This is a genomic window from Nitrospiraceae bacterium (assembly GCA_020632595.1).
GTDB lineage: Bacteria > Nitrospirota > Nitrospiria > Nitrospirales > UBA8639 > Nitrospira_E.
Genome location: JACKFF010000003.1, coordinates 229,623 through 244,101, shown reverse-complemented (window position 1 = coordinate 244,101; position 14,479 = coordinate 229,623). Strand labels below are relative to the sequence as shown.

Genomic DNA, 14,479 nt, shown 5'->3' with positions numbered 1-14,479 from the left:
AGACTTCGAGAGGTATTCGGAAAGAACACATAACTGACAAATGCGTCTCTCATAAATAGAGAAAAGAGATGAGTCACTATCCTCGAAGATTATCATGTTTATGATGAATCCGCAAAATTTCGATGCCGACAAATTTTATTGATGTGATTTATGACCGGGTGTGAAAAAATGAACGCGACCAGATGAAGGGTGCTCGCTGAACATCACCTGTTTGTCAGAAGGATTTGCCCTGGATATCGAATGTGTTGCAGATATTGAGGTATATACGGTAAAGAAAAAGTGGAGGGTTCATAAGATTTCCATCTTGAAGAGAGGATTGTAATGATTGTTCTCTCAAATATACACAAACTTTATGATGGGACCTCTGCAACAACCAGGTCTATTCACGAACGAGTTGACCTGTGGATAGATGAGGGAACCATCAAGGCCGTTTCTCCTCATAACCCTGCCCGTCCTCAGGGATCTGATGTTCATCGGATCGACTGCGCAACCTATACCGTCACCCCAGGGCTTATCGACTGTCATGGGCATGTGACACTTTGGGGAGTGGGAAGTGCTGAACTGGACCGAATGAATTCCCCGGAGGCCCCGTTTTGGGCCGAACGCATCTTATTTCGCACCCTAGTTCAGGGAGGTGTGACGACCCTGCGGGATGTGGGTGGAGCCACCTCTGTTCTGAAGCGACTTGTGGATCAGGGGGCGGTGTTGGGTCCACGTCTCAAGTTGGCCATTTGCATGCTCTCCACTACTGGAGGACATGCGGATTTTCGAGGGCCGGATCGATGCTGTGGGGAGCTTTCCCGTTTGTGGCCTGCCGGTCCCGGTCGTCCGTCCAGTATCGTCGATGGGCCGTGGGAATGTCGAAAGCGGGTAAGGGAGATTGCCGCCTGCGGGGGCGATCTTGTGAAAGTTTGTGCCAGCCCGGGTGTGGTGTCTCCTACCGACCATTTGGAGCATCGGGATTTTACCCTTGAGGAACTGGAAGCGATCTGTGACGAAGCCGCTGGGCGGGGGATGTATGTGGCGGCCCATGCCCATAGTCAAAATGGTATCAAATTGGCTATTCAAGCTGGAGTGAAAGATATCCAACACATTTCATTTATGAATGAGGACCTGGCCGAATTGGCCTATGCGAAGGGGTGCGTGGTCACGCCGACTGCATGGGTGGGGCAAAGATTGGCCATGTCAGATGAGTTTAATGCCTTCATTCGGGCCAAAGTTCAACAGGTGGCCGAAAGCCATGCCCAGGCAGTCAAATCTGCGCAAGCCAGCGGGCTCAAACTGTTGGCTGGCACTGATCCGGTATTACCCGATATGCATGGCCGGAATTACATGGAGTTGGTGGCATTGATCGCAGAGGGCGTACCGCCTCTGGCAGCATGGTTCGGAGCGACGGGGTTGGCGGCAGATCAACTTGGCCAAACCGATACAGGAACACTCGCTGAGGGAAAACGCGCCGATATCCTGGTCTGCAAGGAAGATGTGGTGGAGGACCCGTCACGATTTGAAAACGGAGCCCTACTGGAGGTGTTGAAAGATGGCTGGGCCTACCGCAATGGACTTCCGGGTGTGAGGCAACGGACCTTTCCGGATTGCGTGGACTTGGCCCTTAGTTCGAGCTCTTCCTGAGGCTCTTTTTAGAGCAGGAGTGAACTATATTAATTCTTATGCCAATGTTTGGGTATCAGTTTTGGGTGTAGGGGCTATATCATCGCCAGTTTCAGCGACTTCTTCCATATCCACAATGAGTTCGCCCTTCGGAGAATAAAATCCCTGTCCATCGATTTGCACAATGCCATTACAGTTTTCTTGAAAAAATTCCAGAATCCATCCGTTAAAATCATAGCCCTCATCCGTCATGTCTTTTTTCACCATTTGGGTGGTGGCAATGAAGCGGGCTTTTGAAATGCATTCACGAGCAATCCCGGCTTCGATATCATCAAAGACGGATATGCGGTTGAAAAATGAGGTTTTTTCTCCCTCAAAGACGTCCTGATAGGTACCCCGATCGCGCAGGCAAAATAACCGGATGGGCTTCCTCTCCCGGCTATAACCAAGCGATACATGAACCCAATCCCAATCTTCCAGTGCGGCGGGGTCCATTTTGGGAATCAGGGGAATCTGATTTTTGGATTTGAGAAAGTCCAGAAGCAACTTCAGGGGTGGGCTATCCTCCCGTGTGCAAAACACCCTGGAATATATCAGCTCTTCTTGTTCTGAGGATTCTGATTGTTTGGGAAATGGAATAACAGGTAATTCTTTTGCCATGATCGATGCCTCGTGTGTGTTGTGCCATTTGCACAAATGACTAAAGTAAGTAAAATATGTATTTTGGCTACTTTACCGTGACAAAAGCCGAGGCAGCAAGACAGAAAAATCATTGGAAAACTTATGACAAAAGATTATTCGCCGCACTGGGCTTGTTTTTTGTTGACAGTTTTTGAGGCATTCGGTAGACTCTGCCGCCGTTGTGACAGAGGGGAAAGGTGTTCCCGCGTTTAACCCTTCTTCCAAAATGACAGACAAGGCAATCCTTCCTTGGAATTTTAGAATCAACAAATGGTGTCTCTTACTAAAACAATTCAAATGAGGAGGAAATGTGTATGGGAAAGGCCATGACAAAGTCGCAGATTGCCGATCACCTGGCTAAAAAAGCGGATGTTACCAAGAAAATTGCCACGCAAATTCTTGATGATTTTGCCGCGCTGGCTTACAAGGAAGCCAAAAATGCGTTTGTGGTACCTGGAATTGGTAAGTTGGTCCTTGCACACCGAAAAGCCAGAATGGGCAGAAATCCCCAAACTGGTGCTGCGATTAAAATCCCAGCCAAACGTGTCGTGAAGTTCCGCGTAGCCAAGGCAGCTAAAGATGCGATCTTGGGGGTCAAAAAGTAACTGTACCCTTCTCAAGGCATTATCCTGTCGGCTTTCCCCTCTCTAAGCCGGTTGGTTTGAATGAATGAAAAGGCGAGGTCCTGCCTTTTTATTTTGAGTGTCTCACAACAGCCGAGTCCAGATGTCTGGACTCGGCTGTTGTGTTTTTAGGCTAAGGGGGCCCCGGGCAGACCAACGGAGATGGAGCGCTTTTCAGGCTGAATGTCGCAACAGTCCTGTGATCCGGTGAGGTCTCCCTGACCCTTGTCAGAGAAAAGGCGCAAGCTTGCTAAGGCGCACTTAACTGTCATAGGTTTTCATGGAGGGACAAGCCCAGGGAGTCGGTCAGGATGGATGTTTTACCGGCTCTCGTCTGAGAACTGTATAATTTTTAGGGGATTTTCTTTGCTCGTATGGCAAGCTCTGCTTCTCGGCTCGGCGAAATTTTCCTCCATCGTGGCGATCTGTCAAAAGCGCGTGAGTGCTATGAACAGGCTATTGCAGAGGCAAGGCAGCTGGGATCACTGAAGGCCTTGTCGGATGCTTTGGGCAATCTGGGAAATGTCAGCGCCTTGTTGGAACACTATGAACAAGCCGAGGCCTGTTATCGAGAAGTCCTTGGAATTCAACGAACCTTGCAAGAAGGGCATGCTATCGGGGAAACACTGGTGAATTTAGGAAGTCTCAAAGCCGACATGGGTGAGCCGGAAACGGCTCGTGCGTTCTATTTGGAAGCAATAGATTATTTGGCCCCTCTAGGCCATGAGCGGGCTTTGGGAATTTTATATAGCAATCTGGCTCTGCAAGAATTGAAGCTACGTCGGTCCGAACTAGCGATTCAAGCCTTTCATACGGCTTTAGACCATCACCGTAAAGTCGGAAATGAAGACGGATTGGCGACCACCTATGGTCAACTTGGGAAAACCTTTTTTCATCTGGGCAATCTCAGCCGGGCCGAGGCCTGTCTCAATAATGCGACTGAACATTTCATTAAATTGGGAAATAGTACGGGAGAGGCTGGAGCCTTGCGCCTACTGGCTGACGTCTATTTGGAGCGAAATGATCACATCTCGGCGCTTCGCTGTCTGGAGCGTGTCGTGCAAATCGATCTGACCTATCGGCTCCCACAATATGAGGATGATCGCCAACGATTAGGCTGGTTGCTTAGTTCCTAAGCGGACTCACGTGAACAATGTCTCCATGTTGTTGTGGGAAGGTGTATGGCGGATCTGAAGCTGCACGCCATGCGCGCGTGCCCCAAAATCAGGACATGATTTGGATAGCCCGCGATGTTTTTTCACTGTTCCGTCAAACAATATCGGATCGCAGATTGCCGATTTTGGCCATCACTTTATCATGCTTGCGTTCAGCTACGTTAAATATCAGAAGTGTCGCAGCCAAATGGTTAACCGGGATATCGAGCGCGGTGCCGGAGATCCCCAGGCCCTTATGGGTCAGTGCTCATGGTCGATTGCTCTTCGGGAAGGGTCTCCCTGTGTTGAAGCGCAAGGGATTTTTATTTTTTTGTTGTAATTGATCCAGGCTGGCAGTTCCCATTTCCATACTAAAACTGACTTACGATCGGGTCGTCCCAAATCTTTGTCAAAAAGACATCAACTACGGCGGAGATCGTATCATAGTCTTCCAGGCGGACACATAAGGATTTTTCGGTGTTAGCAAAACCGAGATGCTGAAAAAGCCCCAACCCATAAGAGGATGGCTTTAAGATAAGGAATGAGTTGGAAGCGAGGCAAAGAACGTTCCTTCATGCAGTTTACTTCTTGTTGAAACAAGAGCCCTATTTTTGGCGGGCACTGGTTACACGGGTTAAGGTATGGCTCGGGGAGTGAGAGCACCTTTTGAGCAATCATGGCAAAAGGGAGGGAACACAAAAGCCGAAAAAATTACCGGTAAAGAGGTGCTGAATTTCAAATTCCGCCTCGCGCTCATATCGAACAATGCAATCGTCTAACTGCCCTCTACGGACTTTCCAGATTCTTTACATCATCATAGCGCGGTATATTCTGCCGGATGCGTCCCTATTTCATTTGCGCAATAGGGCGTGGTTTGACACCGCCCATAGAGCCTGAACACGCTGGTGTGATAAATTGATCCATTTCTCGTGATCAGCATCGGGCAACGTTTACACAAAAAAGGGCTCTCATTTGACTAGGAGTTAGGGCGTAAGAATGGAAAACAATCGAGAGTACATAACGTCGAAGCGCACATCCTCAGGTCAGGGTGTGAGTGTGAGTATCACTCCGGATACCTCAATGCACATGCTGTCGCAGCATGAAGTTGAGAAGCTCAGAGAGACCAGTGAGGGCGGCCTTCATGAACTTTTCAGAAGCAGCGCCTTGGCGGTTCTGACGAGTGGCAATGATACGGACGACACAAAAGCATTTTTCGCCCGTTATGCAGATTTCGACATTGCCTTGGAGCAACGGGATCGCGGAGTGAAGCTTGAGCTCATCAATGCTCCGGCCAGTGCGTTTGTGGATGGGAAGATTATTCAAGGAATTAAAGAGCATCTCTTTGCCGTGCTGCGTGACATCATCTATGTCCATAACGAAATACAGCACAACAAAAAATTTGATTTAACGACATCCAATGGGATCACCAACGCGATTTTCCATATCTTACGAAACGCCGAGATCATTCATTCTGTTGATGATCCGCATTTGGTGGTGTGCTGGGGAGGCCATTCGATCAGCGAGGCCGAATATCGTTACACAAAAGAAGTGGGGCATCAACTCGGCCTACGTTCCATGGATATTTGTACGGGCTGTGGGCCAGGGGCGATGAAGGGACCGATGAAAGGAGCCACGATTGCTCATGCGAAACAACGTATTAAAAACGGTCGATATTTGGGCATCACGGAACCAGGTATCATTACGGCTGAAGCTCCGAATCCCATTGTGAATGAACTGGTCATCATGCCGGATATTGAAAAACGCCTTGAAGCGTTTGTTCGTGTCGGACATGGATTTATCGTGTTTCCCGGCGGGGCGGGAACCTTGGAAGAAATTCTTTACCTGCTCGGCGTCCTGTTACATCCAAACAATAATGAGGTACCTTTTCCACTTATCTTTACCGGCCCCAAAAATAGTGCCAGCTATTTTGAAACGATTGATATCTTTATCAGGCAAACGCTCGGACCTCAAGCCGCGCAACGATATCAAATCATTATTGACGATCCTCAGCGTGGGGCCTATGAATTGACAACAGGCATACAACGCGTACGGGAGTTTCGAAAACGAACCCATGACGCCTTCTATTTCAACTGGCATCTAACCATCGACCATGAATTCCAAAAACCGTTTGCGCCCACACATGAGTCGATGGCGCAATTGGACCTCCATGTCGACCAACCCATCCATATGTTGGCCGCGAATTTGCGTCGGGCATTTTCAGGAATCGTCGCTGGCCATGTGAAATCCCAAGTGCTCAATGCCATTGAAATAAATGGGCCATTCACCATACACGGGGATTCAACGATTATGAAACTCATGGATGAGCTCCTGCAATCCTTCATCAATCAACACCGCATGAAAATTGATCAACAGAACTTTAAGCCGTGTTATGAAATTATCGCCTAGTCGTCGCGTGGCCTGCTTCGGGGTTCGAGTGTTAGTGCTCTCTGCAATTGAAGACAAGCCTTCCTTTATTGTTTGCAGGCAGGTCTAAGAGGGGGATGCGGGGAAGGGCTTTTCGTGTTCGGGCATCTCCTGGGTTAAAAAATTCTCCTCACCATCTTCCTGTTTTTTTTCAATTGATCTCTCAATCATGCCTGGTGGTAGCCCTGTAGCTTGCAGTCGTGAAGTTCTTGCGCAAAGGATTAATCGGTAATCAAATCTCCTGCCCTTCCCATACTTTCCGGTGATGGCTCTATTGGTCGAATTATCTGAGCAAAGAGGTGCATGAGACCTGTGAATCGAAAGGGCTATTTTTCAAGAATCCTTCGGGCCCGTGATTAAGAAATTGTTCTAAGACTTGTGGTTCAATCCAGCTCATATCATTTGATATTCTGCCTAGCGTCATTGATCAAGCATGGTCCATACATTCTTGTATTTCATTTAAGCCATTTCAACTCCTTCTTGGGTTATCCCTTTGTGCATAGGACGAAAATTTCTTTTTCACCCAATGGAATTCAGGCAAAGGGGATTGCTCCCCGAAAGAAAAAAGACCCAAGCAATGGATAAGATATGGATTTTTATGGTCACAATATCGATGACTATTCAGATCCTCCTGGTTTAAATTCTTTTGAAAACTGTAGGGTTTTTATGTGTATTCGTAGGGTCTTCCCTACGCTTCCTATAGAAAAATCAGGATCACCACAAAAGAAACCTTCAACGCGGATTTTGCGCCCATGACTTAAGTTATGCCTTCCAAAGGGTACTTCCTCACTTCGGCCGCTAGTTTTGGCCTGCCTTTTGCCTGATATACAAAAGTATGGGATGAAAAATACGGTTATGAATGGATTTCACGTTTCTCTGATCCAATTCATTGCTGTAGAAAAAGTTTTTCGGGAAACCTCTTATTTGAGTTTGCAACGTTTCCGTTTCGAAAAGATAAAAAGACGTGTCATGAATGGTTGCTCGATCTCAGCTTGCTGGGGAATATTTATTCAAACTAACAAAGGAGAGCCGGTATGAATTCCATGGCATCGAGTTTACAGAAATTGAGTGTGCTGCTAGTGATTCCGAGTCTATGTGGCTTGGGAATTTTTTCTGTGGTACACGCGCAAAATGTGAATTCCCAACCTCAGAAAGTTGAATCCCGGCCTATGCAGAAGGAATTAATTGAGCCGAATCTTGAACCCTTTGCTGGAGCCTACAAAGAAATCTCCCAGATCCATACGACATACAAAGAGCGTATCATCCAGGCAGGTGACCCTGGCAAAAGTGAAGCTCTTCAAGAAGAGGCCAACCGGAAGATGAGCCAGGCCGTGACGGATCATGGATTGACCATCAAGGACTACAATGCCATTTTTCAATCAATTCAAAATGATCCGGCCCTCAAAGAAGAATTCATGACGGTACTGAATCGAACGCAATAAAAGAATGTCATAATCCCCGCTCTACCCGATTGTTTGATAAAGAAGAACGCCTCAAACAACAAAAGCCCGGTTTTTCAGAGTGGGAGAGGCATTCAGATGGGAGGGAGCAAATGCCAGCAATGTATCAGATTCTTGGACAAACAGCGGCCTTGATTATGTTGCTTGTCAGCAGTGGATGTTCCGACTCATCCACTGCCCCTGCTTCCCAGGAGCCTGGGGTGGATCAGGCAGGATTTACCGCAAGCCTATCCGGATCTGTGAGTGGTGAAGTGTCGGGGGCAGGTGTGGTGACCTATCTGCCCCCAAAGGAAGGGGACCCCGTGACTGGAGTGCGTCCCGGTTACTTTCTGGTTGCGAATCTCAATTCAGAGAGTAATGACAAAAGGGAGTTTCTCATTATTTTTCGAGTCCCTGGTGAGGCGCAGCCTGGCCATTATGATTTGGTGACACCCGATCCTTTGAGGGTGGGGGAAAATTTTGATGTGCAGGTTGAAATGGTAGAAGATGGAAGATCCATTTCATACCAATCCAATACCGAGGGGACCATTACTTTAGAGGATTTCGCTCCTCATAGTGCTGATTCGGGTGATAGCAATATTACCGGAACATTTCAATTTGTGACGGAAAACAGCGAAGGGGGACAGATTTCAGCCACGGGGACGTTTGATTTGCCTTTGGGGAGGAGGGTCGTATTGCAGGATGCAGCCTATTCCGGGAAGGGTGCGTCTACGGGCTGAGAGAATGCCACATTGTGGTCTGTTTAAAAAGTGAGGGACGGACTTGTATGTTGAGGGCCAACATGGGTCTGAAGTGTACGTTGTTTAAGTTTCCCCTACGCGACGGAAAATCGTGTTCAAGTGACGTTCCGTTTAGCCATTAGACTTTTCGTGACCGAATCCCTTCCTTGTCCTGTGGATGAATGACAGATTCTTATTGTGATCGGGCTCTCAAATCCATGATTCTTACCCGTTTCATGTCTAGCTTTTAATTGACAATTTTGGCACAGTTTAAAGAAAAGATTCGCGTTATAAGCAGCGGGATAGAAGAGTAATTCAAAATTTTCTATTCCTCCATTTGAATGCAGCACTCGCGATGTCTGTAGTCAAACTTCAAAGAGCGTTCCCTCTTCTCCTTCAAGGATGCATGGCAGAGTGCGACTACCCCTCCATCTACGCCTGCTACGGGCAATTCGTAAACGTCATCGTTCGAAATCATTCTCTGGCAATGGCGCTGTTTCCAGGCACATGGGAACATACGTTCAGGACATAACAAGTCTACGCCTATGCCAAAAATTATTCCTGGTCCCAATTTAGAAGTGGTGTTACCTCCAAATTTGAATCATACATATTTCGCCGAGGCCAGCCAGCATCCGTTCCGGTTTAGGTCCCAAAGCTTTCAACTGGTGAATGCCTGGTGGTTGGCGGAAGCCGCCTTGCTGGCCTATGCCGAAAAAGAATTTGCTATTCCTCAATACACAAAGGCCGGTTTAACCGTGGAAGGCAGTCAGCCTTTTAGCATTGGTGGAAGTACCCAATGCTATGTGGCCCATAATCAGGATGTTGTGATTGTGGCCTTTCGTGGCACGCAAGTGCTGAAACCGGTAGGAAGTAAGCTCCCTGGGGAGATCTGGCGTCAGGTCGTAAAGGATTTGTGGACAGACGGGAAATTTCGGTTAATCGTATCTGGTCAAGGTGGGTCTGTGCATGAGGGTTTTAAAAAGGCATTGGACGAAGTGTGGGAATCCCTCAAGGCATATTTAGATGGATTGAAAGAGGAAAAGCGGGATCGAACTTTTTGGTTTACCGGGCACAGTCTTGGGGCGGCTCTAGCGACATTAGCTGCCGATCGTTATGGGGATGTGCAAGGTCTCTATACCTTTGGGTCTCCGCTGGTAGGGGATGAGGGATTTGCGAGGGATTTCTATGTCAGTGGGTATCGGTTTGTGAACAACAACGATGTGGTTGCTCGAATCCCTCTTTGGGGTTCCAATGCGTTGAACCTGATGAAGTGGGGTCGTTATGAACATGTCGGTCTCCTTAAATACATTGATGAAACTGGTAAGCTTTTTGATAATCCCTCCATGTTGGAAAGGGTACAGCGTGGTGTGGGAGGCCAGGTTCAACTTCTTCGTGAGGTGATGAATCAATGGTCCAATGGCGAGTTTAGTGACATACCCATTGATTGTTTCAATGATCACGCTCCCCTGTATTATGCCCTTCGTATTTGGAATTGTTATGAACAGGAACTCCAAGGTGTCTAGGAATAGATTTCACTCGGGTTTCAGATTTGAATGCGATATCTGTGAATTCATTCCATCATGGGGAAGCCAATTGAACGGGTCAGCCACTCCTATTAAATATTTATGTCCCTCGTTTCGTTAGAAAATAAAGCAAATTCCTCTCTCTTCACGACGACAAATCGGCATTCAAGCCAGGGTAACTGAAGCGAAATCCGTTCTTCTGGCCGGGAGCCGTCGGACCATTTCGGAATTCCGAGGAAAACTCGCATGGAAGCCGATGGAAGTTCCTGTTTGGATACGATCTTTCTGGCGTGTTCCCACGCTGCACTGTCGTGCCAGGAAGGGGTGGCCCTCTCGTAGAAAGCTGAAAATGCTAAAGAAAAAGACTTTCTCGCCTCAATTGCTCAGAGCCAGGCCCATATTTCAGTCAACACTTTCCGTTCCCTCTTCCTGGAATTAACTATCTTCTTCCCTTCTCTTGTGCTAGTTTAAATGAACTTAACGCCCAGGGCTTGGCGATGAGCAATCAAATTACCAAAGCCCGTAACCGGTGTTGTTTTGCCCGAGAGATATTACTCGAAAGTGTCTGTCCACTGTCGCATGAATGCAGCGTCCGCGGCCTACTCCTTCTCCAGGTTTTACCCTTTCTCGAGCCTAAGACAATATCATTTTTCAAAAGGAGGACCCCCATGGGTTCAAAATTGTATGTAGGTGGTTTGCCGTATTCCGCGACTCAAACAGAATTAACCGACTTGTTTTCGGCACACGGCACCGTCGAGTCAGCCAATGTCATCAGCGACAAGTTTACCGGCCAATCGCGCGGGTTTGGATTTGTCGAAATGTCTTCGGGAGAGGAAGCGCAAGCCGCAATTTCAGCTCTGAACTCTACCGAGTTTGGTGGTCGCACATTGACGGTCAACGAAGCTAAACCCCAGGCCCCACGCACGGGTGGCGGAGGTTATGGCGGCGGCGGTGGAGATTTTGGTGGCGATAAACGTCGCAGCCGGTTCTAACCAGAACACCAATACGTTTCATAAAAGGGAGAGGTCAATACGATCTCTCCCTTTTTTTGTCAAAATTCAGCAGTTGGAATGTTTGGTCTCATCCAAATGTGCCACATTGAACCTGTGGAGCGTGGATCGTCTAGAAAAAGAATAGTATGATGCCCGACATTTAGGCCATGTATTTTATAGGACAGGGCTTGGCGGAGCACGCAGATAGACTCATGGTTCCGTCTCAGGGCTCATCGGTCCGATGCTCAGCGCGTTTAGGGGCGGATCGAGTGCATGGGTATGAACGGAAGAAAGAGTTGATAGAAGGCCGTATTCGAGCCAGGCTAGTACTAATCCCGCAATGACCATCCAAAATCGGCTGTGTGTATGAACAATGCCCCATCGCCATCGTCTGTCAACATGAGGGCCATGACTTTCTTTCCACCAAAAATGCCCCAGGTGTCTGTCCTTCCGTATGCCGTTGCGATTTTTCTCAGTGCATTTCTGTTGTTTCAAGTAGAGCCCATCATCGCCCGGTATATTCTTCCCTGGTTTGGAGGCACCCCGGCGGTCTGGACGACGTGCATGCTTTTCTTTCAGGTCTTTCTACTGGTCGGGTATGCCTATGCCCATCTTCTCGCAAGCCACCTCTCTCCTCGGCATCAGGCCCTGGTTCACCTGGGTCTGGTGGTGTGTTCTCTGGTCTTTCTCCCTATCACCCCAGGGGATGGATGGAAGCCGGATGGCACACAAAATCCGATGCTGGCGATTATTCTGCTCCTCATGGTGACCATTGGGGTGCCGTTTCTCCTCATCTCGGCTTCTGGCCCTCTTCTGCAACATTGGTTCAACCGGGTCCATCCCACTGTGTCACCGTATCGGCTTTTTGCATTATCGAATCTGGGCTCACTCTTGGGATTGGTCTCCTATCCTTTTTTTATCGAGCCGCAAATGGGGTTGCGCACGCAGACCTTCTTCTGGTCGGCCGGGTACGGCCTGTACGCGGTTATGTGCGCCTGGGGCGCCAGGCCGCTGTTTCGATTGGCCACGAGGAGTGGATTCTCTGAAAATCCTGAGTCTCGAACAGACACGAAGCTGCGTCGGCCTGAGAGGCTCTTGACCCTCGCTCTCGCTGCTTGCGGATCGGTGGTCCTCCTCGCAAGCACGAATCAGATTTGTCGGGATATCGCGGTCATCCCATTTCTTTGGGTTCTCCCGCTGGGCCTCTACCTTATCTCCTTCATTCTGTGTTTCGATCATCCGCGATGGTACGACCGACGGATCTGGGTGCCCGTGTTGCTGGTATTGCTCTCCGCAGTTGTCTACCTATTGCACCAGGAATATGCGGAGACCGAGATCAATCTCTACCTCCAGATTTTCATCTACTCGGCCGTTCTCTTTGCCTGCTGCATGGTGTGTCATGGCGAACTGGCTCGCTTGAAGCCTTCCGCCAGATTTCTCACATCCTTCTATCTCATGGTTGCGTTAGGGGGAGCGTTGGGTGGGGTGTTTGTCAACCTGGTCGCACCCGTTCTCTTTCAAGGATACTGGGAATTTCATTTTGGGCTGGTGGCCACGATGATGCTCCTGGGAATCTGTCTGTTCCGGACGAGGGATCCGCTCAGATCGCCACTCATGTTCTGGTCAGAAAGGGTTGTGTTTGTTGGGGGAATTGCCACTCTTGCAGGTTTTCTGGCACTGCATATTCACGAGCAGCAAGCGAGTACTATTCTGACATCGCGTAATTTTTATGGTGTCCTGCGAATAAAGGAGACGGATAAAGGTACGAAGTCCGCCAGCCGTTTCCTCTATCACGGTCGCATCAACCATGGCAGGCAATTCCTGTCTCCCCCCCGGCACTCGTACCCCACTGCCTATTACGGGCCGTTCAGTGGAATCAGCTTAGCCATCAGCCGTCATCCTCAACAACTGAGGTTGAACGCCCTCGAGGACAGGAAAGGGCAAGGAGGCTTGCGGGTTGGGAACATCGGGTTGGGGGTTGGCACTACCGCAGTGTATGCCAGGCCCGGGGATACGTATCGATTTTATGAAATCAATCCTGAGGTGGAACGAATGGCCAGGGAGTACTTCACGTTTCTCAAAGATGCCAAGGGAGCCCAGCAGGTTGTCCTTGGAGATGGACGAATTTCTCTCGAGCGGGAATTGGAGAACGGACATCGACAGCAGTTCGATATTTTAGCGGTGGATGCCTTCAGCGGGGACGGCATTCCGGTGCACCTGCTGACGAGGGAGGCCTTTGCTCTCTACTGGGAGCATTTACAACCCGACGGGATCCTCGCCCTTCATATCTCGAATCGTCACTTTGACTTCAGCCCCGTGGTCCGGGCCTTGGCCAGAGAGTTCGGCAAGCAGGCGTTCTGGATCAAGGACGTGGCTGACCCTGAGAAAGGGAATAGCTATAGTGATTGGATCCTGGTCACGACCAACCAGGCGTTTTTAAAAGACCCCTTCGTCAACTTCCGTGTTGCACCCTGGCGCACCCTCGGGGAAATCTTCTGGACTGACGACTACAGCAATCTCTTTCAGGTGGTGGCGCCATGATCTGTCTTCTGGCGTGATTGTTCGTGTAGCTCATAATTGTGGGTGTTTGACCATGTCTCAGCGCCTGCTTCATGGATCCTTTCGGGTATCGTATCGGTGCTTCGATCGAATTCCTTTGACGGTATTCTCCTCTCCCCATACTTCAAAATGGCCGGCTTCCAGGCTGAAAGTAGGCTTCTGGTTGGGATCTGGTCCCTCACGGATACGCTGAACTGCTCGCAACCTTTTGGTGATGACGAAGGCCGGGAGTGCCCTCTCCACGATTTACGGCGTTTTGAGGGCCTTTTTGACCATCGCGACAAAATCTGAAAAATTGTACGGTTTGTTGAGCACGGCCAGAGCTCCCGCCTCAATTGCCCGTTGGTACATCTCGTCGGTGATATTTCCCGAATACAGAATGAAAGGGATGGAGCCGAAATGAGGGTTGGCTTTCACCTGGACGAGTAATTCCATGCCGATCATGACCGGCATGTGGTTATCGGAAACGATGAGATCTACACTCGGTCCTTGATCCAACTTAGCCAGGGCGGCGGCTCCGTGTTCGGCTTCCTCACAGGCATACCCATGGTGCTCAAGAAAATGTTTCATGGCTTTCCGGGCCATCTCATGATCATCAACAAGGAGGATGCGTTGCATGATGGACGACCTGTTCCAGAAAAGGCTGAGACCCTTTTAATCCTTAGTAAAGCAAGGACCGAGTCTCCTTGATCGGACCGAGCTCTACCGGAACGGGTTTACTGTATTCTCTTCTTTC

At 49.0% G+C, this 14,479-nt stretch carries 11 protein-coding genes; 9 read left to right on the top strand and 2 right to left on the bottom strand.

Going from position 1 to position 14,479, the window contains the following annotated elements; genetic code table 11:
* The first annotated feature begins 321 nt into the window (after positions 1-321).
* A complete protein-coding gene (locus tag H6750_08550) occupies positions 322-1,629 on the top strand; it encodes an amidohydrolase family protein (GenBank protein MCB9774359.1) in 1,308 nt (435 codons plus the stop codon).
* Positions 1,630-1,665: 36 nt separating this feature from the next.
* Here the strand turns inward: H6750_08550 and H6750_08545 are convergent, their stop codons facing one another.
* On the bottom strand, positions 1,666-2,268 hold the full coding sequence (locus H6750_08545; protein ID MCB9774358.1) for a hypothetical protein: 603 nt from the start codon (positions 2,266-2,268) through the stop codon (positions 1,666-1,668).
* Positions 2,269-2,603: 335 nt separating this feature from the next.
* On the opposite strand from H6750_08545, the gene H6750_08540 reads away from it, so the two are divergent.
* The 8 genes from H6750_08540 (at position 2,604) to H6750_08505 (ending at position 13,725) form a co-directional block, all read left to right on the top strand.
* A complete protein-coding gene (locus tag H6750_08540; protein MCB9774357.1) occupies positions 2,604-2,894 on the top strand; it encodes an HU family DNA-binding protein in 291 nt (96 codons plus the stop codon).
* Positions 2,895-3,286: 392 nt separating this feature from the next.
* Entirely contained in the window at positions 3,287-4,048 is a 762-nt protein-coding gene (locus tag H6750_08535; protein MCB9774356.1) for a tetratricopeptide repeat protein, read from the top strand.
* 1,068 nt (positions 4,049-5,116) lie between these two features.
* Positions 5,117-6,472, top strand: coding sequence for an LOG family protein (locus H6750_08530; GenBank protein ID MCB9774355.1), 1,356 nt, complete (start codon positions 5,117-5,119; stop codon positions 6,470-6,472).
* Between the two features lie 1,052 nt (positions 6,473-7,524).
* Positions 7,525-7,932 (top strand): DUF4168 domain-containing protein, encoded by a 408-nt coding sequence (locus H6750_08525; protein MCB9774354.1) that lies wholly within the window; start codon positions 7,525-7,527, stop codon positions 7,930-7,932.
* A 110-nt stretch (positions 7,933-8,042) separates the two neighbouring features.
* Positions 8,043-8,669, top strand: coding sequence for a hypothetical protein (locus H6750_08520; protein ID MCB9774353.1), 627 nt, complete (start codon positions 8,043-8,045; stop codon positions 8,667-8,669).
* 545 nt (positions 8,670-9,214) lie between these two features.
* Positions 9,215-10,192 carry a lipase family protein gene (locus tag H6750_08515; protein MCB9774352.1) on the top strand — a complete coding sequence of 326 codons (978 nt, stop codon included), beginning with the start codon at positions 9,215-9,217 and terminating at the stop codon, positions 10,190-10,192.
* A 668-nt stretch (positions 10,193-10,860) separates the two neighbouring features.
* Positions 10,861-11,184, top strand: a complete 324-nt coding sequence (locus H6750_08510; GenBank protein MCB9774351.1) for an RNA-binding protein — start codon at positions 10,861-10,863, stop codon at positions 11,182-11,184.
* A 408-nt stretch (positions 11,185-11,592) separates the two neighbouring features.
* Entirely contained in the window at positions 11,593-13,725 is a 2,133-nt protein-coding gene (locus tag H6750_08505; GenBank protein ID MCB9774350.1) for a fused MFS/spermidine synthase, read from the top strand.
* 264 nt (positions 13,726-13,989) lie between these two features.
* On the opposite strand, the gene H6750_08500 is transcribed toward H6750_08505, so the two are convergent.
* Positions 13,990-14,361, bottom strand: coding sequence for a response regulator (locus H6750_08500; GenBank protein MCB9774349.1), 372 nt, complete (start codon positions 14,359-14,361; stop codon positions 13,990-13,992).
* Positions 14,362-14,479 lie beyond the last annotated feature (118 nt).